The organism is Clostridium rectalis, from assembly GCF_900626095.1.
Taxonomy (GTDB): domain Bacteria; phylum Bacillota; class Clostridia; order Clostridiales; family Clostridiaceae; genus Clostridium_AS; species Clostridium_AS rectalis.
Map to the genome: position 1 here is coordinate 166,102 of NZ_UYZZ01000004.1, position 25,547 is coordinate 191,648.

General features: G+C 26.2%; 22 protein-coding genes and 1 pseudogene. 18 read left to right on the forward strand and 5 right to left on the reverse strand.

Annotated elements, in window-relative coordinates; translation table 11 throughout:
• Positions 1-61: 61 nt before the first annotated feature.
• From EJL03_RS08025 to EJL03_RS08040, 4 genes are all read left to right on the forward strand, one after another.
• A complete protein-coding gene (locus EJL03_RS08025; protein WP_125153448.1) occupies positions 62-295 on the forward strand; it encodes a hypothetical protein in 234 nt (77 codons plus the stop codon).
• A 2-nt stretch (positions 296-297) separates the two neighbouring features.
• Complete coding sequence (locus EJL03_RS08030) at positions 298-834, forward strand: hypothetical protein (protein WP_125153449.1); 537 nt, start codon at positions 298-300, stop codon at positions 832-834.
• 181 nt (positions 835-1,015) lie between these two features.
• Positions 1,016-1,996, forward strand: a complete 981-nt coding sequence (gene xerA / locus EJL03_RS08035; RefSeq protein WP_125153450.1) for a site-specific tyrosine recombinase/integron integrase — start codon at positions 1,016-1,018, stop codon at positions 1,994-1,996.
• 129 nt (positions 1,997-2,125) lie between these two features.
• Positions 2,126-2,698, forward strand: coding sequence for a restriction endonuclease subunit S (locus tag EJL03_RS08040; protein ID WP_125153451.1), 573 nt, complete (start codon positions 2,126-2,128; stop codon positions 2,696-2,698).
• A gap of 388 nt (positions 2,699-3,086) precedes the next feature.
• Here the strand turns inward: EJL03_RS08040 and EJL03_RS16815 are convergent.
• From EJL03_RS16815 to EJL03_RS08055, 3 genes and pseudogenes are all read right to left on the reverse strand, one after another.
• Positions 3,087-3,203: pseudogene (locus EJL03_RS16815) on the reverse strand (winged helix-turn-helix transcriptional regulator); the annotation flags it as partial.
• A 15-nt stretch (positions 3,204-3,218) separates the two neighbouring features.
• Positions 3,219-3,410: a hypothetical protein gene (locus EJL03_RS08050; protein ID WP_125153452.1), complete on the reverse strand. Its 192-nt coding sequence runs from the start codon at positions 3,408-3,410 to the stop codon at positions 3,219-3,221.
• A gap of 354 nt (positions 3,411-3,764) precedes the next feature.
• Complete coding sequence (locus tag EJL03_RS08055) at positions 3,765-5,000, reverse strand: MFS transporter (protein WP_125153453.1); 1,236 nt, start codon at positions 4,998-5,000, stop codon at positions 3,765-3,767.
• Between the two features lie 653 nt (positions 5,001-5,653).
• Between EJL03_RS08055 and EJL03_RS08060 the strand changes: the two genes are divergently transcribed.
• The 8 genes from EJL03_RS08060 (at position 5,654) to EJL03_RS08095 (ending at position 13,252) form a co-directional block, all read left to right on the forward strand.
• Positions 5,654-6,967 carry a radical SAM/SPASM domain-containing protein gene (locus tag EJL03_RS08060; RefSeq protein ID WP_125153454.1) on the forward strand — a complete coding sequence of 438 codons (1,314 nt, stop codon included), beginning with the start codon at positions 5,654-5,656 and terminating at the stop codon, positions 6,965-6,967.
• A gap of 15 nt (positions 6,968-6,982) precedes the next feature.
• Positions 6,983-8,017 (forward strand): hypothetical protein, encoded by a 1,035-nt coding sequence (locus tag EJL03_RS08065; protein WP_125153455.1) that lies wholly within the window; start codon positions 6,983-6,985, stop codon positions 8,015-8,017.
• A 481-nt stretch (positions 8,018-8,498) separates the two neighbouring features.
• Entirely contained in the window at positions 8,499-9,200 is a 702-nt protein-coding gene (locus tag EJL03_RS08070) for a response regulator transcription factor (RefSeq protein WP_125153456.1), read from the forward strand.
• Between the two features lie 104 nt (positions 9,201-9,304).
• Positions 9,305-10,222 carry an ATP-binding cassette domain-containing protein gene (locus EJL03_RS08075; protein ID WP_125153457.1) on the forward strand — a complete coding sequence of 306 codons (918 nt, stop codon included), beginning with the start codon at positions 9,305-9,307 and terminating at the stop codon, positions 10,220-10,222.
• Positions 10,215-10,955 (forward strand): ABC transporter permease, encoded by a 741-nt coding sequence (locus EJL03_RS08080; RefSeq protein WP_125153458.1) that lies wholly within the window; start codon positions 10,215-10,217, stop codon positions 10,953-10,955. The genes EJL03_RS08075 and EJL03_RS08080 overlap by 8 nt, the downstream gene beginning before the upstream one ends.
• Positions 10,956-10,997: 42 nt before the next feature.
• Positions 10,998-11,906 carry a sensor histidine kinase gene (locus EJL03_RS08085; RefSeq protein WP_125153459.1) on the forward strand — a complete coding sequence of 303 codons (909 nt, stop codon included), beginning with the start codon at positions 10,998-11,000 and terminating at the stop codon, positions 11,904-11,906.
• A 257-nt stretch (positions 11,907-12,163) separates the two neighbouring features.
• Positions 12,164-12,541 (forward strand): DUF4363 family protein, encoded by a 378-nt coding sequence (locus EJL03_RS08090; RefSeq protein WP_164509037.1) that lies wholly within the window; start codon positions 12,164-12,166, stop codon positions 12,539-12,541.
• Between the two features lie 36 nt (positions 12,542-12,577).
• Entirely contained in the window at positions 12,578-13,252 is a 675-nt protein-coding gene (locus tag EJL03_RS08095) for a DUF421 domain-containing protein (protein WP_125153461.1), read from the forward strand.
• 199 nt (positions 13,253-13,451) lie between these two features.
• On the opposite strand, the gene EJL03_RS08100 is transcribed toward EJL03_RS08095, so the two are convergent.
• Positions 13,452-15,896: a GxGYxYP domain-containing protein gene (locus EJL03_RS08100; RefSeq protein WP_125153462.1), complete on the reverse strand. Its 2,445-nt coding sequence runs from the start codon at positions 15,894-15,896 to the stop codon at positions 13,452-13,454.
• A gap of 494 nt (positions 15,897-16,390) precedes the next feature.
• On the opposite strand from EJL03_RS08100, the gene EJL03_RS08105 reads away from it, so the two are divergent.
• The 4 genes from EJL03_RS08105 (at position 16,391) to EJL03_RS08120 (ending at position 21,019) form a co-directional block, all read left to right on the forward strand.
• Positions 16,391-17,077: a response regulator transcription factor gene (locus EJL03_RS08105; RefSeq protein WP_164509038.1), complete on the forward strand. Its 687-nt coding sequence runs from the start codon at positions 16,391-16,393 to the stop codon at positions 17,075-17,077.
• 21 nt (positions 17,078-17,098) lie between these two features.
• Positions 17,099-18,148 (forward strand): sensor histidine kinase, encoded by a 1,050-nt coding sequence (locus tag EJL03_RS08110; protein ID WP_125153464.1) that lies wholly within the window; start codon positions 17,099-17,101, stop codon positions 18,146-18,148.
• 119 nt (positions 18,149-18,267) lie between these two features.
• Positions 18,268-19,038 (forward strand): ABC transporter ATP-binding protein, encoded by a 771-nt coding sequence (locus tag EJL03_RS08115; RefSeq protein ID WP_125153465.1) that lies wholly within the window; start codon positions 18,268-18,270, stop codon positions 19,036-19,038.
• Between the two features lie 10 nt (positions 19,039-19,048).
• Positions 19,049-21,019, forward strand: coding sequence for an FtsX-like permease family protein (locus tag EJL03_RS08120; protein ID WP_125153466.1), 1,971 nt, complete (start codon positions 19,049-19,051; stop codon positions 21,017-21,019).
• 150 nt (positions 21,020-21,169) lie between these two features.
• On the opposite strand, the gene EJL03_RS08125 is transcribed toward EJL03_RS08120, so the two are convergent.
• Positions 21,170-22,987 (reverse strand): YcaO-like family protein, encoded by a 1,818-nt coding sequence (locus tag EJL03_RS08125; RefSeq protein ID WP_164509039.1) that lies wholly within the window; start codon positions 22,985-22,987, stop codon positions 21,170-21,172.
• Between the two features lie 196 nt (positions 22,988-23,183).
• On the opposite strand from EJL03_RS08125, the gene EJL03_RS16720 reads away from it, so the two are divergent.
• Both EJL03_RS16720 and EJL03_RS08135 read left to right on the forward strand, forming a co-directional pair.
• Positions 23,184-23,939 (forward strand): metalloregulator ArsR/SmtB family transcription factor, encoded by a 756-nt coding sequence (locus EJL03_RS16720; protein ID WP_125153468.1) that lies wholly within the window; start codon positions 23,184-23,186, stop codon positions 23,937-23,939.
• 142 nt (positions 23,940-24,081) lie between these two features.
• Complete coding sequence (locus EJL03_RS08135; RefSeq protein ID WP_125153469.1) at positions 24,082-25,533, forward strand: catalase; 1,452 nt, start codon at positions 24,082-24,084, stop codon at positions 25,531-25,533.
• Positions 25,534-25,547: the final 14 nt, after the last annotated feature.

The following is a 25,547-nucleotide window of genomic DNA, read 5'->3' on the forward strand; positions in this document are numbered from 1 at the left end:
TAGATTATAAATATTAGGATGAAATCTATAATAGCAAGATATAAGAAAGGTGTGATTATAAGTGAGTAAAGAGCAATATAATAAGATAATTAATAATGTTTTAGATACGTTAGATAAAAATATATTGGATAAAATATCAGAATTTAAATACAGCGAAGTAGATGGATACTATGTTATACAAGTTTATGTTAAATCAAATATAAAAGCAAAAGAAATGGGAGAAATCCTTACTAATATTGAAGACTATGCTAAAGGGTATGGATTTAATATTTTAGTTGATTTCTTAAGAGGATAATTATGGAAGAATTGATTAATAGATTTACATTGGAATGTAGAACCAATAAATCACTAAAGTTAAAAAAATTTAAACCCAATAACGTAAAAAAGGAAAATTATAAGTTTTGGAAAGCTGATTCTAATGTTATGTTTAGAGATGCGATACTTGCTAATAAAGTGGGCATATCTTATCCAAGGCAGTTAGAGATGATACATGGAACTATTGAGAGAATACTCAAGTCATTTGTTATCAAAGAGTATGGATTAGAGTTGTTGATTCATGAAACAGGACTTATTTATGAGTCTATTAAACTTGATTTAGGGGCTGAAATTACTAAAGAAGATTATAATGCGTTAAAGTTATTAGATAATAATTTCATATTACATAGGTATCCTAAAGAAAATAGATTTTATAGTGAAGATATGATTGATATAGCATTTAAAGTTTTAATAAATATAAATAGCTTAGTTGAAGAAGCTTTAAATTTAAGTAAAAGAGCTAAACGTGTTATAAAGGAAGTAGAAAATGAACTAAGTATTGACAGGGGTAAAGATTAATATAGATTTATGAAGTAAATTCTGGAAAGTTATTCTCTATAACTGGCAATAATATTACAATCTAAAATTTTTATTTCAAGGCTAATATTTTTAATATTTCCATAATTTCTAGATGAGAGATAATGGATGACATGCTCTTGAATAAGTTTTTTAAGACTGAGATAAAGAGAGGAAGATTGTAATGGAAAAATTAATCATTGAAATTGAACAAAGAATGGTTGGCTTACTTAATAATTTTCAAATGGAGGAACTTCATAAGGTGTTAATGGAAAACTTCCATGGATTAATATTTTTGGGTAGGTCTAATAAGTCATATGATGATAAAGTTGATTACTGTAATCTATTTATTTGTGCAAAAGGAGTAGAGGGGTGTTCTGATAAATCTATAAAATATTATAAGTCCACTATAGATAATATGTTTAAAATATTGAAAAAGCCAGTAAAACACATTACAACAGAAGATTTAAGAAATTATCTTTCCAAATATCATAAAAATAGTAATTGTAGTAAGGTCACTATTGATAATATAAGACGTATTTTATCCACTTTTTTTTCTTGGCTTGAAGATGAGAATTACATTTTAAAAAGTCCGGTAAGACGGATTCATAAAATTAGAACTGGAAAGATTGTGAAGGAAACATATACAGATGAGCATTTAGAAATAATGCGTGATAACTGTAAAGAAATTCGCGATCTTGCAATTATAGATTTGCTTAATTCTACAGGTATGCGTGTAGGTGAATTGGTAAATTTAAATATTGAAGATATTAATTTTAATGAAAGACAATGTATTGTTTTAGGGAAGGGTAGTAAAGAAAGAAGAGTATATTTTGATGCTAAAACTAAAATACATTTAAAAAATTATCTTAAAAGTAGAATTGATGATAATGAAGCATTATTTGTTTCTTTGTTAAAACCTTATAAAAGATTGAAAATAAGTGGTGTAGAAATAAGATTAAGACAGTTAGGACAAAAACTAAATATAAGTAAAGTATTTCCTCATAAATTTAGGAGAACCCTTGCAACTAGGGCAATAGATAAGGGAATGCCTATAGAACAGGTGCAGCATCTTTTAGGACATCAGAAAATAGATACTACACTTGAGTATGCAATGGTAAATCAGAATAATGTTAAGATTTCACATAGGAAGTATATAGGATAATATTTTAGATTAATTTAAGTTTATTATAGTAACCCAGAGTATTTAAAGTATTCCTATTTAGAAGAAAGATTATTAGATTAATGTCTTTTAAAGAAGACTTATTTCTAAGTTAAATCGAGATTTATCGAGATGTTTGGAGACCCTATCCAAAATCCATTAGGGTGGGAACTAAAACCGTTTTTAGATAGTGGTAGTTGTAAAAATGGTATGAATTTTAGTGCAGATGAAACAGGTATTGAACTACAATATTTAGGTGTTGGAGATTTTAAAGATTTATCAAAGATTGATGATGTTAGTAGTTTAGGAAAAGTAAGTTTAAATCAGAAGCCAAGTAAAGAATATATTCTACAAGATGGAGATATTGTGTTTGTGCGTTCAAATGGGAATAAAGCTCTAGTAGGACGATGCTTAGTTGTGTATCCAAAAGGAATTTCAACAACATATAGTGGATTTTGCATTCGATATAGAAAAACAGATGAAAAATTAGAAATACCGTATTTGTTACAAGTTCTTAAAACAGATTCTATGAGAAAAAATATGGCTGGTAGAGGTGCTAACATACAAAATTTAAATCAACAAATTCTTGGACGATTAATGATTCCAATTCCACCAATAGAACTTCAAAATGAGTTTGCAGACTTTGTTAACGAGGTCGACAAATTGAAATTTGAAATGGAGAGTAGTTTAAAAGAATTAGAGTAAGGTTTTGATTTATCAAAAGACCCATCATAAATTTGTGATGGGTTTTTCTTGTTTTTAAAATATGAATTTTAAATAATATGGTAATATATACATATAAAACTATAAGATGGTTTTATAATACAGATCTGTTTTATAGATTTATTTTATAAAATATTAATAAATTTAATGAAGAATATTTAAAATGGGTAACTTTAGATACTCCTGATAAATGCAATAAATTTACTTATAATCCTATATACGGAAGAGAATGTCCGTTTTTACGTATACAAAAATGGAAGTTATATACTATTTCGTTAGATTTACCAAATAAATTCACAACGTATTAAAATATTTTTTCATATCATCGAGCTAGGATGAAATCCTAGCTTGGTCAATACTATAATATACTCTATTTAAATTTACACTTTCTTTTAAAAAAACCCACCTTAATCAATGCATTTACATGATAGGAAATTGTCGCGGCAGATAAATTAAGTTCATTTGCTATTTCTTTGCCATAAGCAGGTTTTTTACTAACATACTACAATATATCAACTTTACTTTTATCGCTTAAAAGCTTGCCGACATTAATAATATCTTCCTTTTTAATTGTACTACTTCTGGATACAAAACGTTGATCAACCAAAATGCTCATCCGGATAATATCTTTATTCTGTTCTTCTGACTCGTAAATAGAAATTGTAACATTCATTGGCAAAAATAGAAGTGGCATTACAATAGTCCCTAAAGCACTATGACCCCAAGATACATTTAACTTTTCACTAATCACTTCAGTAATATCATTAGTTTTTTGATATTCATTCCAATATTCATAAAACTCTCTTCCTATATTAGCAATTTGTTTGCCATACTTGCATTTTAGAAGCTTGATGGTTTCTGATAAAATATCATATACTTCATTATAATGAACTTCTAGATTGATATATATTTTGAGTGCTTCCCACTTTGCTCCATTTTCATAAGGAGATGCTCAGGGGTTGCTACTTTCGGACAGGGGTTCGACTCCCCTCGCCTCCACCAATAAAACCCATCACAAATTTGTGATGGGTTTTTCCTATGCTTTTATTTATGATTTCTTTAAGTTAGGTTTTGACATTGACAACTTATATGGAACATAACAAAGTATTGCGGATATGATAAATACAATACTTGTACTTAACTCTTCTAAAAGGTATCCAAAAAATATTTGACCTAAAGGTATTGATGACATTGATAATACTTGTATTGCTAAACTTATACGTCCTAATATAGATATATTTATTTCAGATTGTAATAATGCCATAAATATTACATTGAATAAACTTATAGCTATTGCTATTAAAGAGAAAACAATAAGAATACTTACAAACTTATATATACTTGGAATTTTTATAGAACCATTTATTGTTATAGCGGCTATAATGAAACATATGGTGGTTATATATATAAGCCTTTTAAATATATCTGTCAATTGGTATTTGTTTGAAATTTTTATAGATAAAATACTTCCTAATAAAATTGCTGCTACTAGAATACTTTCAAATATACTATAAAACATGTTTGGGAGATTTAAGGATACTTTCACAATGTGGATAGTTCCTAATTGTAACATTGGACTTACTATAAAATTTAAGAATACATTAATTATTAAAATTTTTTTAAGGGATTTTTGATCTTTAATATAATCATAAAGTTCTATTATACTACTTTTAAAGCTAATTTTACGTTTTTTTGATTCTACATTTTTTTCTTTACATGTGATGAACATTTCTGAAATACTTGAGATTACAAAGCTAATTCCATTAACTAGTACGATTATTTTAATTCCAAATACTTCAAATAAATATATTCCTAAAATAGGTCCAAGTATTTGAGCAACTGATGTAACTACTGAATTTATTGAATTAGCTTTTACCAAGTTGTCCCTTTCTACAATAAGTGGTATAAGCGTATTACTTGCTGGTGAGAAAAGTGTTATAGTAACTGCTAGTATAATATTTATACATATTATTGAACCTATACCTAAAGTATAAAATTCGCTATATATAAATATAAATAATAAAAATAGTCCATTAAACATATCCACTCCATAAACCACTTTTTTAGGATTGAGATTATCAATAAAAGTCATAAAAATTGGAGCGCAAACTATTTTGGGAATAATACTTAGTGCCAAAATAAATCCGAAAGCTTTAGTTGAACCTGTAAGCTCCATAACATATACTGAAAAAGCTGCAGCTTGAATTTCTGTTCCTATTTTAGATACTAATACACCTAATATAAAACAAATAAAACTTTTATTTTTTAAATTTTTTTTATCCATAACTTCTCCTCAATTATTTTACTGTTTTACTAATTATACCATTAAAATATAGTTTGTTGAAATTATTAAGGGGAAAAATGAATTAATTATTTTTAAACTATTCATTTTTATAATTACCATTCAATAGGTATATAATTAAACACATTTTATATAGTAATGCGTTTTAAAGTACATAGTGGATAAATAAGCTCTCTTAAACATGTAAATTAATTCTATAATTGTAATTTAAATTAATTTATATATTATATTGACAAAAATAATATATAACTATATAATATTTTAAAGACAACATCATTCATTATTTTGAATATTTTAACAATTTAAGTGTGTTATTTATAATTGGACAAGTATCTTAAAATATTGATATATAGTATTATTATAGATTTAAATAATAAATGGGGTGAAAGAACAATGAAATCCATTGTTGCAAGGTTTTAAAAAATTAATTATCTTGTAATGGATAAAAATAAATAAGCTATGAAGTATTTAAACAAAGGGGGTGGAGAAAAATGACAATGATAAAAATTAGAAAAGAAGATGAAGTTAAAATTTGTGTTATACACTAGACTCTAAATATAAATACTAGAATAAAATAATAAGTATAGATTTTCTATCTATACTTATTATTTTAAAAAAGTTTGAGGGTGAGTTAATTGTTAAAAAGATCTAAATATAATATTGAAGTTTACACCAATAAAAATGGTGATAAACTTCTTTTTAATGGATATACAACAGCGTTAGGAATTATGAATAAAGATACTCAAAAAATATATAATAACATAGAAAAGTTGGAGGATAATTTAAACAATGATGGTAGAGTACAAAGAGACATTAATATATTAAAAGAGAATGGTTTTTTGGTAGACGAAAATATAGATGAATATGAACGAATAAATCTTATTCAAAGACTCCAAAGATATAGTACTAAAGAATTAAAACTTACAATTGCACCAACTATGAATTGTAATATGGCATGTCCATATTGTTATGAAGAAAAAAATAATAGTAAAATTAGTGAAGATACTTTAATAAAACTAATAGACTTTATAAAGAATTATCTATTGGAAAATGGAGTAAAAACTTTGACAACTAAGTGGTATGGAGGGGAACCTTTAATAGCTTTGGATACTATTAAAAAGTTGTCAAAAGAACTTATAAAAATATGTGATGAAAATAATATAAAATACACCTCATCTATTGTTACTAATGGTATTTTATTAGATAAAGCTACTGCTAAAACACTTAAAAATTTGTGTAATGTTAGTTCAGTACAAATTACAATTGATGGGACTAAGAATGTACATAACAAAAGAAGGATTTTAAAAAGTAAAGGAAATAGTTTTGAAATTATTACCAATAATATTGAAACTATTAAGGAATTGCTTAAAGTTATAATACGAATTAATATAGATAAAGAAAATCTTCATGATATACCTAATTTAATAGATTATTTAATAGATGAAAGAAGTTGGGGAGATAAAGTTAACATATACTTCTATCCTATTGTTAAACAAACAGATGCTTGTAAAGCGAATATTAGTAATTGTTTTACTCAGGACGAATTTGGTATGGTTCATAAACAATTATTAAATATTATACATAATAAGAAGAATAATAGTTTTATTGATGATATGTATCCTCGTAAGGCATATACATCTTGCGCTGCCATTTGTGCTAATTCTTTAGTTATTGATCCAGAAGGTAATTTTTATACATGTTGGGATTTGGTTGGAGTTAAAAATAGGAGTATAGGAAATGTTTATGATGGAATAGTTGTAAATGAAGAATATTTAAAATGGTTAACTTTAGATACCCCTAGTCAATGTAAAAAATGTAATCACTTGCCTATATGTGGAAGTGGATGCCCTTTTTCACGATTACAAAATGGGAATAAGCCTATATGCGGGTTTCAAAAAATAAGTTTAAATGAATTGCTAAAATTAACTTATGAAGAAAGTTATATTTAAAGGAGTAGATAAGAATTGTCTGGAGAGATGTGGGAAATAATAGATAACGAAATAAGACTAATTGATGAAGAGAGTGGAAAAATTACAAATGCAACTCATTCTATAATAACTGATAAGATGTTAACATTTGACTATTGGGACTATTTAGCTTGGGCAATAGCTACGGCGGATTGCAATGATGTTTTGTCTATTGGACATGCTTCTGGAGCTTTTAATCAAATATTAAATAATTGGAATATGCCTGCCAGGGGTATGGGTTTTGAGATAGATAGTAGTTATAAACAAATAAATTCAAAATATAATAATATTAATGTTTATTATACCGACTTTAGAAAAGGTTATGATTTAATTAAATCCAAATATGATACGATAGTTATAGATGTATATGATAACAGGGGTTATGTAGATGATGCATATGATACAGAATGGATATCAAATTTTTTGAAATTAAGAAAAAATAATGGTAAAGTACTCTTTCACTGTATTGATTTTACTGCAACATTATTAGCTGCTAATATAACTATTCCAAGTATACCTAGCTTTTTAATATCTATGATAAAAAGAATTAGATTAATTACTAAGGAACCTATTTATATAGTTCCATTATGGTCTACTTATTTAGTATGGATAGGACCATATCCAAAGAAAATTCATTCAAAATTGCCCCAAATACAATGGGTTGACCGTTTTTTTAGATCTAGAATAAGGGTTATTAATGAAATTAATTATGATGTTGAAATGATAAAAAAACCTTGGTCTTATGATGTGTATGAATTTACAAGATTACAAATGATTAAGTTTCTTAAAGAAATGGTACCAAAAGGAATGGAAAAAATTCATGAACTTAAAAAAATGGCTGAAGTATTTGATAATCAACAAGATATTCATAAGATTGACAAGATTATAACTTATTATAAAGATAACAGGAAAAGTAGATATGAATTTAACCAAATAATTAGTGTTCTTTATGCAATGAAAGGTGACTGGAATAATTCAATGAACTTTTTAGAGGAGAAAGAACCTAAGAGCATTAAGTGGTTTTTAGTATAATTATTATCCTTTATATTTAGTTGTGAGGCTTATTTTGTAACAAAAGCTATTTATAAGAGGAATATAGATGATTGCGTATAGTAAATATTTAAAATATATAGATATTTTGTGTGTATTTAATTTACAATATGTGCTTTTAAAATTACCCTTAGAGGGGTATATTTTTTTGCCTAAAATTAAACTTATTAAATTTTAAATGGACTTATTTTGATAAATAGTCTTATATTTTTTAATTTTATAAGCTTTATATTAAGGATTATTTAACATAAAGAAATATTTTAAAAGGAGAGGTGAAACATTTTATGCTAATATATTAATATGGCAATATACATATAAAATATAATATGTTTTTATAATTTACATCTGTTTTTATAGATTTATTTTATAAAATATGAATAAATTTTTGAAGAAGAATCTAAAAACTTTATAAAAAGATTTGTCTTAAAATTAAGATATTTTTATAGAAAAGAAGGGATAAACTATGGATAAAAAATCTAAGATTTTGGTAGTTGAGGATGATTTAGATATAAATAGACTACTTTTAAATATTTTTCAAAATGAAGGATATATTTGTAAAGGAGCTTTTTCAGGTACGGAGGCTTTAATGCATGTAGAAAATGAAATTTGGCATATGATTTTACTTGATTTAATGATTCCAGGACTTACGGGGGAAGAGGTTATATCAAGAATAAGAAGAATAACAAAGGCACCTATTATTATTATTAGCGCAAAGACAAATAAAAAAACAAAAGTAGAATTACTAGAAAAAGGCGCAGATGATTTTATTTGTAAGCCTTTTGATCCGGATGAAGTAGTTGCAAGAGTTAATTCTAATTTAAGAAGGTATTTAGAATTTTCTTCAGATGAGTTAATAAAAGAGGATGTTTTAACATATAAAGATATTATTTTAAATAAGGAAAGTAAAGAGGTAAGAGTATCAGATAGTTTAGTTATATTAACAGCTAGAGAATTTCAAGTGTTAGAGTTATTATTAACTAATCCAAATAAGGTTTATAGTAAGGCCAATATATTTGAAAGTGTGTGGGGAGAAGAATTCTTAGGGGATGATAATACTGTAAATGTACATGTAAGTAGATTAAGAAATAAATTATCTAAAGTAAGTAGGGGGGGAGAAGACTATATAGAAACAATTTGGGCAATGGGATATAGGTTAAGAAAATAGTTATTTTAAATATTTAATACTTTTGAAAGGTTTTAGTAAAGTTTTCTTATAAAGTATTCCTTATTATAAAGACATAGCTTATAAGAGGAGGAAATAAATTAAATATGGATTATATAATTAGAACTAATAATATTACAAAAACATATAGAAAGAAAAAAGTATTAAATAATGTTTCTATTAAGGTTAAGAAGGGGGATATATATGGATTTATAGGCAAAAATGGTGCTGGTAAAACCACTATGCTTAAAGCTATTACAGGACTTGTTATACCTGATGAAGGACAAATTGAATTATTTGGGACCACTGAAGAAAAAGATATTATAAAACAAAGAAAGAGAATCGGTGCACTAATAGAATCTCCAAATCTATATCTTAATATGACTGCAAGAGAAAATCTTTTTCTAATGAAAATTCAAAGGGGGATTCCTGGGACTAATTGCATTGATAAAGTATTAAATTTAGTATCACTTAAGAACCTGGAGAAAAAGAAAGTTAAAAATTTTTCATTAGGAATGAGGCAGCGTCTAGGAATTGCTATGGCACTTTTAAATGATCCGGAACTTTTAATTTTAGATGAGCCTATAAATGGGTTAGATCCTATTTGTATTAAAGAAATAAGAGAAATATTATTAAAAATAAATAAAGAAAGAGGGACAACTATTTTAATATCAAGTCATATATTATCAGAACTTACTCTTCTAGCCAATAAATATGGTTTTATAAATAATGGAAAATTAATTGAAGAAACTACCTCAAGTGAACTTTCTAAGAAATGTAGAAGATACCTTCATTTGAAAATAAATAATTGCTCCAATGTTTCAATTATTTTAGAAAATGAACTCAAAATAAAAGATTATGAAGTTTTTAAAGATAATACTATAAGAATATATGATGAATTTGATGGAGAAAAAATTACTCTAACTTTGGCTAAACATAGTATAGGTGTTAAGGAAATAATGAAGATGGATGAAGCGTTAGAAGATTATTTTGCTAAGTTAGTTGGAGGAGATAAAAATGAGTAATTTAATTAGAGGAGAACTATATAAACTAAAAAAAAGTAAGTATTTTATTATAATGATTATTTTGGCAGTATTAACCTCGCTTTTATTAATAAATAGTTTTGATTCTAATGTTAAAAGTATGCATCCGGCACTTATAAACGGTGTTTATTCTATAAGTTATGCTTTTCAGCGTATTTTGTTTACAAGTTTTTTATTCTCTTTATTAGCGGGGGAGTTTATTTGTAAAGATTTAAAAAGGAATATGAGTAATAGTTTTATTTTTGGATATAAAAGAAGTGAAATTATTCTAAGTAAAATAACTGTGTTTATAATGTGTTTTTTATTTCTAGAATTTATATACATTACAATTTTGGCTATATATGTTTCTATTAATTACGGATTTTGTGAAGTTTTAAATAAAAGCACTATTTTATATTTAATTAGAGTAATTATTATTGGAATAATGTATAATGTAGCAACAATATCTATAGTTTCTATGGTTGCTATTATAACAAAGAGTAGTTTGGTTACAGCTACATCACCAATTTTATTTATATTATGCTTTTCATTATTAAATTTAAAATCACCTATCTTATCTATATTAAGGCTACTCCCATTTATAATTGGGGGAGGGGCCATTACTAGATTTGCTCCTAAATCTATAATTATAGGGGGAATAATTTCATCAGTCTTAACTTTTATAATAACAACTGTGGTAAGTATATTATATGTAAAGGGTGAGGATATTAAATAATTAATATAAAAAACTATAATACAAAGTGGGAGAAGAAGGAGAATGTATTTATTAGCTATAATTTTATTTATAATTCTTATGTTTATAGTGTCAATACTTATGTGTGTTAAATTATTAGGGTATAAAAAAGAAATACGAAATATTACAAATCAGATTTCAGAGTTTAAGGAAAAGAACACATGCAAAAAAATTAATACAGAAATATGGGATAAAGATATAGAAAAACTTGCTTTAAGGATTAATGAATACTTTGAGCATTATAAAAGAAATGAACAAGAAAAAGTAGTATTTGAAAATAAACTAAAAGAGGGAATAGCTAATATGTCTCACGATTTAAGGACCCCACTAACTTCTATTATAGGATATTTAAAGTTACTTGAAAATAATCAAATAGATAAAAAGGAAGCTTTAACTATACTTAAAAATAAAACTAATAAGTTGAATGTACTTATAAATGATTTTTTTCAGCTATCTTCAATAGAAAGCGAAGATTATGATTTACATATGACAAAGTTAAACATAACTAAAATAGTATCAGATGAAATCTTATCATTTTATGAAGCCTTTGAAAGTAAAGGAATTATACCTAGGATAAATATCTTGGACAAACCAACTTTTATAATTGGTCATAAAGATAGCTTAGAAAGAATAATAGAAAATTTAGTTTCTAATGTATTAAAATATGCTGACAAAGACATTGAGATAAACTTAAAGGAGTGTAATGATAAAGTTATTTTTATAATTTCTAATATAAGCAAAAGAACAAAAAAAGAAGATGTCCCATATATATTTGATAGATTTTTTATGGCGGATAAGGTGAGAAAGGGACAGGGGGTAGGACTTGGTCTTCCTATCGCAAAGTGTTTAATGGAGAAGATGCATGGAAACATAACTGCGGATTATAAAGAAAATAAATTTTCTATAATATGCAGTTTTAAATGTATAAAATAGTTTATATCATAATAATTTTAAAGGGCTTTCAAAAGGAGCAATTTTATGCTAGTGGGAAGCTCTTTTTTAGTTTTCTTTTTAAGTATAAAATAAAATTTATATAATAAATTTAATAAGCTTTTAATATCTTTTATATAAAAATTTAAAAGCTTTACTGTTATTTTATGATAAGTAGAAGAAAATAAGATATAACTGGTAATGATTTTGGCATAAAAAATAATTAAAAACAAATACTATTGTTTAGGGAGGTAATGGATATGAAGCAAAAAAAAGTTACTGTGATACTTATCCTTATACTAGGGGTTTCTTTTATATCACTTTTTATAGCTCAATATGTAATGTTTTATTCAGGTAAACCAAACTTTCCTAATATGATAGAACAGGTAGTTTTATATTCCTCCAAGGATCAATGGGATAAGGCTGATGAAACATTAAGTAAAGTTGAAGAGAAGTGGAATAAAGCTCAAGTTTTAATTGCTATTAAATATGCGGATCAGGATTACTCCTTATTAAGAATTGCTTTTGCTAGACTAAGAGGGGCAATTAATACAAAGGATAGTTATGGTGTAGAGAGAGAAGGAAAAGCTTGTGTTTTAATATTTAAAAATATAACTTCCGTGTCACCTAATCCATAGTATTAATTTAAATATTTTAGAAAAAGGAGTTTTGAAATGCAGGCTTTATTTGTTTATATAGTAAGATGTTTTGTAATGATACTAAGTACATGGTTAATATGTAATTTCATAGGTAAAAAATCCTTAGCTCAGTTTACTCCTTATGATATTGCTATACTTTTTATAATTTCAAATGTTATTTCTCAACCCCTTGTAAACAAGGATTTATTTAAGACAGCTTTGGGAGTGGTTATTTTGGCTATAGGTATAATTATTATATCTAAGCTGTCCTTAAACAATAAATTCTATGGAATAGATGGCATGCCTAGTGTAATAATAGCAGAGGGAAAACTGAAAAAAGATGAGTTAAAAAGAAATCATTTAAATATATATACACTATTATCTATGTTACGAATACAGGGATATAATAAGCTTTCTGATGTAAATTATGCTATTTTAGAACCAGGAGGTCAAATTTCGGTTATTCCTAAAAGTAATGCAAGACCACCAACTATAGAGGAAATGAAATTAAATGTACCAGATGAGGGTCTTACATTTGCAGTAATTGTTGATGGAAAGATTAATAATAATATACTGCCATATACAAAAATAAGTGAAGATTGGCTAAAAAAAGAATTGCGTAAGTCATATAAAGTGAAACCTGAAGAAGTGTTTTACGCTGAAATTGATTCTAATAAAAAATTATATGTGAATCTGTATAGTGAGGTATAAAAATTTAATATTTTAGTTTTTAAGAAAGAGGGAAAACAAGTTTTTAAAACAAATAAAAATTTTATGTTTATAAATAAAAGGCTGTTTATAAGGGAACTTTCAATTACTAGCTTTCAAGTAGATAAAAAATAAGTTATTAATAAGCAGCCTAGTTATTTTAAGATAAAATAGGTATGAAATACTAGCTTTAGGTGTTAAATCAATGTTTAACGTTTTTAGATATTAATTCCATAAATACTTTAGGTGTTACTACTTGCACTTTAGAATTTTTATTTAACTTTTCTATAACATTTGAAATATTATTTAAACCATTGCTCCATACATGAACATATACGAATGTATAAGAGTTAGGATTTTGATTACCTATTTGTCCAGAGGCAACCCTATTATTAATGTTTTTAACTAGTTCATCTTCACTTTCTAAGTTGTTCCATAGTAAATCTCTACATGAAGCTATAGGTTTACTATTAGACCAAAAGATTTCTCCTTTATAGTTATTGTGTTTATGAAAGTCAAGATAAAACAACCCTTGTATATGGGATTTACAGGTGAATTTGTTCCAAAGTTCTTTGTCATAAAAGGAAGCATCATCTATAATGGTTACATATTTTTGATCTACCTTTTTCATATAATCATTCAATTTGTCAATATATAAAATCAGATTATTTTTATTATATTTACTAGGGTACATATATCCGTTTCCTGAAGGAGAAACTATAAAATAGTCTTTTATAGCGTTTTCATAGTATAATTTTAAAACAGTAGGAGCTAAATAATATAGTGAAGGACTTAATGACCATCCAAGATTGAAGTTACCTCTATAGTTAGAACCATACCATTTTGGTGAACTATAATTAGTACCTAAATTCCACTGTTGGTTATCTCCATCTGACATAATAAATGTTACATAATGTACATTTTTTTTGTATGGGCTTGATATAGGCTTTTGGGATATAGGATTGGATGGAAAGGCACTTAAAACGGTTAAATTATAAGACCAATCTGCAGCTACCATGCTTACACTATGTTTTGATGATGTTTTTACGTTTATAAATTCATCAGGACCCCATCCTAAACAAACAGAGTTTTTATCCATAGAGGAAAACACTTTATCTCTAAGGGAGGTATTATTAGTATTATTTTCATAAAATATAAGAGATTTAGTCATAATAGCATAATCTCTTAAAGGGGAATCTTTATCAGGGGATAATTGGACTACTATGGAATGATTCAAATAAGAATCCCACAGTTTATTATAGGCCCAATTTTCATCTGTATTTCTACAATCTCCAGTAATATTTATTATTCCATGTTGTCTAATCTTACTTTCTATGTTTTCATTTACCACAATAGAGTTATTTAATGAGGCTAGAGAACAAGCATTATTTATAGAAGGATCTTTTAAATATTTATTACTATATAGTACATAACCTTTAATATAATTTTTATATATATCTATTAGTTCCCAGGGGCTGGAAATAAATTTATATTTAACATTATAATTATTTTTTAAATCTTTTAGCCATATTTTATAATCTGGATGGGTTGAATTAATAGTATATATTTGCTTAGAAAAATGATTATTAACTATACCTTGAAGACTAGCTATCATTGTTTTTTCGCTGGAAGTCATATTATCTTGATTAATAACATATAAAAAAGTGGGCACAATAGGGTTTTTTATGTAGGTAGAGGAATTATCCTTTGTGGAGGTAGTAGGATAAAAACTATTGCCTTTAAAGGCAATAGTTTTTATCCATTGGCTCCATTTAACATCATAGTTATTACCATTTTCTTTTACATATTTATAAAAGTTTTGTAAAAAATCATATCTTTTATTATTATAAAAAGAATTAACATGTTTTTCATCAAAATTAGCTAATTTAAGTTGCCTTTGTATAATTTCATCGGAAGTAGCATCCTTTGCATTTTTCATCATATCGTACATGATCATAAAAGTGGTAGTTCTTCCTATACCCTGTTTACAGTGGAAATGATACCAGGTATCTTTAGGGTTATTCTTTACCATATCTACAAAGTAGTCAACCATATCATCTGTAGGCAGCTTTGTGTCTGTAACTGGTATACGTACATAGGATAATGAGTTGTTTTTAGTAAGCTGCTCTTCACTTTCAACTTTTTTAGCAATAATAGTTTTCTTTGGATCATTATAAAAGCTAATAGGTGAGTTTAATTTAATACTGTTTAATTGCTCTTTTTCATTTTGTAAAACTTCGGATTTACTTAAACCCATATTAGCGTTATTTTTTGCATTAGCATAGCTTACAGGCAATCCATTAATAAATCCATGAGATTCTTGTCTTAAATCAACTACAGTAATAGGAAGTGTGGTTTTTATATCTTTTATTACCATAGGAAGATTTTGTTCTGAAAATTGTTTGCTACCAGAAATATTTAATTTGTTTAAACCTTTAAGATTTATATTTTTATCTTTTTCTAAATTAGATAAATTAGATGTTGTACGAAATTTAGATGGAAGACTTTCATTAGTTTTTGAGTCTAATACAAGGTGCACATCATTATTATTTGAGGATAAAATAGTTTTACTAGTTACTAAAAAGGAGCTAAATATGAACAATATAACTAGTAAAATAGATAAATTTAATTTAAACTTTTTTTTCAATAATTATCACCTTACTTATATTAAATTTATTTATATTAATTTAAATATTGCTTAGTACAACAATAGAATATGCTATTTTATTAAGGAGTATACAGGTTATAAATGGATGTTTATAAGAATGGTTTCAAATAGTTGAAATAGGCAGTATGATTTATATATGAATTTTATAATGGATTTTTCTAAAAATTTATTAGTATTTAAAATCTCTATGTTATTAAATGAAAATCAAAAATTATGTATTTTTAAGTAGAGTTACTATATAATTAGGTTAAATTTTAATTATGTTTACAAAACCCAATGCATATTCTATATATTTTTAAAAAAACTATAAATTAGTTTGGATTAAGGTTTTATAATTTTAAATAAAAAAGAAATAGATAATATTTATAGGCGTTATTACAGATTTATTTAGGTTTGATTATAGGATATATTGTAATAAATAATAAGTAATGTAAAATTAATATATATATATAAATTTAAAGGTTGTGGTGAATTTGTACAGTATTTTGATTATAGAAGATGATAAAAAATTGGCTAAACTTATAGAAAACCATTTAAGCAGATATGGCTATAGGACTTTTTTAATCAAGGATTTTTCAAAAATAAAAGATGAAGTTTTGAAGTGTAAGCCAGATTTAATTTTAATGGATATAAATCTTCCTTTTTTTGATGGATTTTATTGGTGCAGTGATATAAGAAATTATTCTAAAGTTCCAATAATATTTATATCAGCTAGGGATTCAGATATGGATCAGGTTATGGCCATAGATAATGGTGGAGATGATTTTATAACGAAACCTTTTTCTTATTACGTATTACTTGCAAAAATAAAGAGTGTATTAAGAAGAGTATACGGAAGTTATGCTAAAAGTGATAGTGATTTTTTAAAGGTTTCAGGCTTAACGCTATATACAAGTAATAATTTATTGGAATTTAAGGGTAAAAAAATAGAGCTTAGTAAAAATGAATTTTCTCTTTTACTATATCTTTTAAAGAATATAAATAAGATTGTTTCAAGAGATACTTTACTTGAGATACTTTGGAATGATACTGATTTTATAGATGACAATACTCTTTCTGTTAATGTTACAAGGCTTAGAAAGAGGTTAGAAGAAGTGGGAATTACTAATGCAATAGAAACAAAGCGTGGTCAAGGATATATGTTAATTAACAATTGGTAGAGTAAAGAGTGGGTGAATAAAATGAAATTTTTAGATTTTTTAAAAGATAGAGTAGGTTATATAATAATTTATTTTATTAGTATATCCTTGGTTATTTTAATAATGCATTTGACACTATTTATTAAAATAATAGATTTTCCCATAATTAATATATTATATGCATACCTAGTTTCTATAATTATATTTACCATATTTTTAATCTATGATTATTCAAAGGTAAAGTTATTTTATCAGGATATTTTTAGGACAACAAATTCTAAAAATGTTATTGAAGATATTATAAATATAAGTGCGCCTAAAACTTTAGAGGGAAAGTATTTTGTAAAATTACTAAAAGAAATATATAGGTGCCATGAAAGTAAAATTTATAGATATGAGGAAATCCAAAAGAATTACTCAAACTTCATAAATCAGTGGGTACATCAAATGAAAACTCCTGTATCAGTAATTAATCTAATACTTCAAGAAGAGAATACATACGAGTTTAAAGAAGTTTTTGATAGTATTTATGAAGAGAATGAAAAAATATCTCAGGGGCTTAATATAATGCTTTATAATGCTAGAATAAATGAGTTTAACCATGATTTTAATGTGGTAGATACAGATATACTGTATATTTTAAGAAAGTCAATAAATAATTTTAGAAAATTACTTATTATATATGAGATTTATCCAGAAATAAAAGGGAAAAGCACAATTGTTCAAACTGATAAAAAATGGATTTATTTTGTAATAAATCAAATAATAATTAATGCAATAAAATACACAGCTATAAAAGAAATAGATAAAAAAACAATAAGTTTAAAGATTAAAGAGGATTTATTAAAAATAACTGTAAGTATAAAGGATAATGGTATTGGTATACCTAAAGAGGATTTAGGTAGAGTATTTAATGCTTTTTTTACAGGGAAGAATGGTAGAAAAACTGCTGAATCTACTGGTATGGGAATGTATTTAGCAAAACGTATATGTACAGAGCTAGGTAATGAATTATATGTAGAGTCAGAGGAGGGAAAAGGAACAGTATTTTATATAGTTTTCTATAAAGGTAAAAACATATTTAAAATATAATCTTTCAAATTTGTAATGTTTAAACCTGAAATGAAAGAGAAATCAATACAAAGATTTCTCTATTTTTTTTATAATGAATTTATAGTTAAAAATAATATAGCATACAGGAGGTTTTTGTTTTGTCAATATTAAAATGTGAAAATATATCCAAAATATATGGCGGGAAAAAAGGCGGAATGAAATTTAAGGCTTTAGATAAATTTAGTATAGAAATAAAAAAGGGGGAATTTGTTGGAGTAATGGGTCCCTCTGGTAGTGGTAAAACTACGTTATTAAATATAATGGCTACTATAGATACACCTACATCAGGAGAACTTTTTATAAATGGCACAAACCCTACAAAATTAAATGAGAAGGAGATTGCTCTTTTTAGAAGAAAGGAATTAGGATTTATATTCCAAGATTTTAATCTTTTAGATTCTTTGTCAATTAAGGAAAATATAATACTACCACTTGTGCTTGAAAGATTCAATATAAGGAGAATAGAAAAAAGACTAGATGATATTGGAAATCTCTTAAGTATTAATGATATTTTAAATAAAAAACCTTATGAGATTTCAGGAGGACAGCAGCAAAGAGCGGCCTGTGCAAGAGCACTTATACATAATCCTTCTATAATACTTGCAGATGAACCCACAGGAAATCTTGATTCTAAAGCATCACAAGATGTTATGGAAACTTTAACAAATTTAAATGAGAAAAAAGGGGCTACTATAATGATGGTAACTCATGATCCTTTTTCTGCAAGCTTTTGTAAAAGAATAGTTATGATTAAGGATGGGAAATATTTTTTGGAAATTGTAAATGGAGGAAATAGGCAAGTATTTTTTAAAGAAATAATGGATTCTCTTTCACTATTAGGAAGTAGAAGAAACAATTATACGTTATAGGAGGATTAAAATGACAATTAATAATATAGCTATTAAAAATATTAAAGGTAACTTAAATAAATACGCAATGTATTATTTAAGTAATGTAATTGTAGTAACTATATTTTTTATATTTGCAAATTTTATTTACAATCCCGCTTTAAGCGGCAAAAGTATTAGTGATAAAACTATAGGTGACGCTGCTAGTAAATTGATGTATTTATGTGAATTTGTAATAATAATTTTTACCTTTATATTTTCAAATTACTCTATAACTAGTTTTTTAAAATCTAGAGAAAAAGAGTTTGGACTTTTATCAATGTTTGGTTTAACTAAAGGACAAATAAGAAGATATGTTATGTTTGAGAATATAATAATTTCCATTGGATCTATAATAACGGGGCTATTCTTTGGTGTTTTATTTTCAAAGCTGTTTTTTATTGCTGTTTCTGTTATTTTAGATTTTAATACGGAAATTCCTTTTTCAATATCGTTTAAGGCTATAAAAATAACTATAGTTAGCTTTTTATTACTTCTTAATTTTATAAGTTTTATTACTGGTTTTAAAATTAAAAATAATAATATTGCAGAATTATTAAAAGGGGAAAGAATACCTAAAACAACTCCAAAGTTTTCTAAGTTTAAAGCTATACTTGGAGTAGTGCTTATAATTTTAGGATATATTGTGGGGGTATTTTCAGGAACAGCAATTATAGTCACAATGATACCTATACTTATTGTTGTAATAATAGGAACTAAACTTTTATTTTCTCAATTTAGTGTGTTTTTTACAGATAAGCTGAAAAATAATAAACAGGTTTATTATAAAGGGATAAATATGATTACATTATCTCAAATTATTTATAAGTTAAAAGATAATGCAAAGGTACTATTTATAACTTCAATACTTAGTGGTATTACTCTTGCATCAGCTATTTCTGTTTATTCTTTACAAAAGGTAACTTTATCTACTCTTGAGGAAAACTGTCCACAGGATATTGGTATTATAGAGGAAGATATAAATTCTCATAAAGTTTTGCCAAATGGAAAAGTTGAAGAAATATTAGAAAAACACAATTTTGAAATATTATATAAAAATAAAATAGAATTATTAAAAGGGAAAAATAATGATAAAGTGATTGAAAGTAAAAATAGTGGGTATGGAATAAAGGTTAATAAAACTGATTTTAATATAATATCTCAGGATAGTTATAATGAACTTGCAAAAGAATATAATAGAAAACCTCTAGAATTAAATAATAAAGAGGCAGTAATATACACTTATGATTTAACGGGTGGTACAATTAGTATGAAAACAGAAATGCCCTTTGAAAACCAAAAACAGTTAAATATAAATATTGATGGGTTAGTAAATAGTTTTAGTATAATAGATAATTTAAAAGGCGGAATTATAAATGCGGACAATAAAAATACAAATACTGTGATTGTAAGTAATATTGATTTTCAAAAACTTTTAAGTAGCACCTCAAATAAAAGTAAGTCTGTTTATTATGGATATAACATTAAGCACAATTTAAAATCCTATAATGCAGTAACAGAAATACAAAGGCAGGTTACTAAAGGTAAAGAAATGTTTTTTACAGAAAGAGTAACTAGTGCAGCAGGATTAATAAGAGTTTTATCTGTACTTTTATTTATAGGAACTTTTGTTGCAATAATATTTTTTATTGCAACTGGGAGCATATTATATTTTAAAATGTTTAATGAGATACAAAAAGATAAACAGGAATTTATAGGTCTTAGAAAGATAGGTGTTACACAAGGAGAAATTAAAAGTATAGTTAGCTTTCAGAGTTTTACAATGTTTTTCCTACCACTTTTAGTGGCAACTTTACATGCTGTATTTGCAGTGAAATCTGTGGGACTTTTATATATGAAGTATTTTATATTTATTGCAGGTATATATTTAATTTTACAAATAATATATTACTTATTTGCTAAATGGATGTATATGAAACAAATTAATAGTTGGAATATTTAATTTTACTGTATATAAAAAGGACTCTATGCACATATTGTGTATAGAGTCTTTAAATTTTGTGGATTAATTACATATAATTTTTAATATTAGCGTTAACCATTTATGTTATTTTATTGTAAATATAATACTAAGATATAATTTGTATTTATACTAAAGAAAATAAGATTTATTATCTAATTGATTTATATGGTTTTTAAAATAAAGATTTTTCACCGTTTTATGAAGCTTTTCTAACTTAGTATAATGACAAGTATCATTAAAATTACAGTTATTACAATGGAAACAATTTAAGTCACCAAACCAACTGAAAATCTCATCTGGTTTTCCTAATTGTTCTATAACGGACTCTAGTGTTTCTATATCATAAAATATGTTTAGATATTCTTTAGTTCTTTCCTCAGATAGGTTATCTATTTTAGCTCCTATTGAATCTCTAATACATTTATAATAGGTATTAAGAGCAGTACCAATGCTTGGCCCCATTTCATTTATAAATCTATTCATTGCAGTATGGGATTTTTCTAAGTTTCCCATTTTATAATATGCAGCAGATATAAATAAATCTGTTCTCAGATTGTGCCATGAAAACATGTCTGTAAAAGGTAGATTTAAAAAGGAAGTCAAAGAGTCATTATTATTGTAGTTGAATTTTTCTATATAATCAATCACTAGTTGTAACTCTTCAAAGGATGCAGAATTTAAATTTTTCAATATTTTTTTTATGTTAGCTCTATTAGTTAATGTTTCAAAATCAATTTCTTCGGTGGTTATAACTTCACTCATAGTAGGAATAATTATTTGGAAACTTGGAAATCCCATAAAGGATACGTCTCTTAATAAAAGATCATAATCCATGGTTTTCAATATATCTATAGTATACTTAAATAAGTCCTTATTACTTTTATTTCTCATATCTTTATACTCACTAAACTCATAACTAGAGTTATTAGAAAAACATTGAACTGGAAAATAACCAGTTCCATCAATGAAGGCATTTAGCTTATTTGATGTATTCTTAATTGATTTATTAAGGTATTTAAAGTCCATTAAACTGTCAATATTATGTACATCTTTGCCTTGTAACAGTTCTGTTAAAGTTCTTGTTAATGCTATTTCAAAAACTGGGTGAGAGCCGAAACTCCAAAAGTATTTTTGGTTAATAGTATCAACAACTGCTACAGCAACAACAGGTAACCCCTTTCCTAAGGAACAATCTTTAACAATTATTTTAAAATTACTTACATCTTCAAACTCCTGGATCATATTATATGGAATTTTAAATTCTTTTATATATTCTATAGGGATATTAGGAGGCACTATAAAATCATCTAAAATTTTAAATTTAACATATCTTTCAAAAATCTCACATAAACCCTCAACTAGTGCTTCTTCCGTAGTATTACCAGCGCACATACCGTTTGTAGAATAGTAAAAATCTGAAATAGAAAGGGGTACATAATATAAAGTGTCCTCTTTTAAGCTATAAAATGGTATACCCAATATTTTTGAAGAAAGATTAAAATTATTAATGCATTGCCATTTATTAATTACATCATAATTTATTTTTGGTTTTTCTTCAGGAGGAAGATATACTTTATAACCATTAAATTCACCATTTAAAATATTTTCAATATCTAAATATACTTCATCCGGCGAATATATAAAGTCTTTATAATTTTCTGTGTCATAAGAGAAGTCGAATCTGCCTCTATATATCATTTGATTTTGTAATCTTTCCATGAACTCACCATAAGCACTAGCCAATGCATATTCATTAGTTACACCTTTTCCGTTTGTAAATATATCTAAACTAGGTAGTTTTAAATTAACTGAATAAAAACCATCAACTGAGTTAAACCAATTAGCTTCTATAGGCAATATACCTTGGTTACTAAGAATATTTCTAATATTATTAATGGTGGATATAGGATCATTATCTTTATAATTATTATAGAAATTTTTACTCAAAATTATTCCCCCCTTATTAATTTTAAAAAACATACTACTATTATAATATATTACAAATAAGTATTTTACAAACAATTGATAATAATTATGTAAATGAAAAAGTATTAGTAAAAATATATTATCTTGTTGACTATATAACAATATAGATATATAATTTAGTTAAGTAATTGCTTAATTAAATTATATGGAGTTTTCTATGAATAAATATATAGATGTTTTTAAGGCTATTGGTGATGAAAACAGAATAAATATATTAAATCTAATTTGTGATAAGAGTATATGTGCTAAAGGTATTGCTAAACATTTAAATATAACAGAAGCAGCTGTATCACAGCATATAAGGGTATTAAAAGATGCTAATTTAATTATTGGATATAAGCTAGGATATCACATTATTTATGATATAAATAATGAAACATTTAAGGAATCTATAGCGTTTATAGAAAATATAATTCATAAAGATGAATCATATAAAAATAAATTAGAAAAAGGTCTAATAAAAGATAGTAATAATTTAGATTGTTTTAAAAAATGTATTCATAAAAAATGTACTTATAAAAGAATATTGAAGGAGGAATTGTTTATGAAAATTTGTTTTCCAGTTAAAAATAATGAAGGATTGGAAAGTATTCCATATGGACATTTTGGAAGTGCACCATCATTTGTAATAGTTAATTTAGAAAATAATGATATTAAGGTAGTAGGAAATGGAGACTTAAACCATGAGCATGGGAAATGCCAACCTATAAAGGCTTTATCTGGCGAAAATGTAGATGCTGTAATAGTTGGAGGAATTGGTGCAGGCGCTATTATGAAATTAAATTCCATGGGAGTGAAGGTTTTTAAGGCAGCAGAAGGTACTATAAAAGAGAATTTAGACATGTTAAAAAGTGGAGTTCTTAAAGAGTTTCCAAGTAATCATACATGCAATCATCATGGCTGCGGACATTAATATAAATATTTAAGGGTATTAAAAATCTTAGTTGATTTTTAATACCCTTTCTATTTTTTAGTATAAAGATAGACTTGTTAAGTAACAAAGTATAGGTATGATTTATATAATAGTTATTGATAATTATATAATGGAGGATTGTATGGGCAAGTGTAAAGAAGATGGAAGGTATCTGACAAGTAATCAGGGAACACCTGTTAGGGATGATGCAAACTCATTAACTGTTGGGAAAAACGGTCCAGTTTTAATGGAAGATTTAGATTTAATCGAAAAACTATCAAGTTTTGATAGGGAAAGAATTCCTGAAAGAGTGGTACATGCCAAAGGTGCAGGAGCAAAAGGATATTTCAAGGTAACTAAGTGCATGAGGAAATATACAAGGGCTAAGGTATTTAATGGCGTAGGAACTAAGACACCAGTAACGGTTAGATTTTCTACGGTCATTGGCTCAAAAGGATCGGCAGATACATTAAGAGACCCTAGAGGATTTGCCACTAAATTTTATACATCGGAGGGTAATTTGGATATAGTAGGAAATCATATTCCTGTATTTTTTATAAGAGATGCTATGAAGTTTCCGGATATGGTTCATGCTTTTAAACCTTCACCAACTAATAATGTAACAGATAAAAATAGATTTTGGGATTTTATATCAAGTAGCCCTGAGTCAACTAATATGATGACTTTTTTATTCTCTGACCTAGGTACAATAAAAAGTTATAGAACTATTGAGGGATTTGGCGTTAATACTTATGTTTGGATAAACGAAAATGGACATAGAGTATTTATTAAATATCATTGGAAACCCACTTTGGGAGTTAAAACTATAAATAGGCAAGAGGCAGAAATTTTAGCAGGTTTAGATCCAGATGTGGCTACTAGGGATTTATATGACACTATAGAAAATGGAGGAAAGGTTGAATACCTATTAAATGTACAGATAATGGAGATGGAAGAGGCAAAAAATTTATTATTTGATCCATTAGATGCTACAAAGGTATGGCCGGAAGACAAATTTCCATTAATAGAAGTAGGTAAAATGACTTTGAATGAAAATCCTAAAAATTTTTTTGGAGAAATAGAACAGGTTGCATTTTGTCCCTCTAATATAGTGCCAGGAGTTCAATTGTCTAATGATAAACTTTTGCAAGGGAGAAGTTTTTCTTATAAAGATACTCAAAGGCATAGAATAGGAGCTAATTTTCAACAGTTACCAATAAATAGGCCAATGGTAGAGGTTAATAACAATACTCAGGATGGTGCTATGCGATATATTTATAATAAAGGAAGCATAAATTATAAGCCTAATACTCTAAATGATAATAGACCTTTAGATGCCCCTAAGGTAAAGGAAGATCCTATTTATGCTCAGGGGAAATTAGTAAGAGAAACTATTGATAAAAGTGATGATTTTTCTCAAGCAGGAGATCGATTTAGAGCTATGACAGAAAAGGACAAAAATACTTTAGTGGATAATATTGCAGCAGATATGTGGGAAGTTAATTTAAAAATTCAATTAAGAGCCATTGAAAACTTTTCTAAGGCAGATAAAGAGTTTGGAAAAAGATTAAAAGAAAAGTTAAAAATTAAATAAAAGATTTTTTAGAT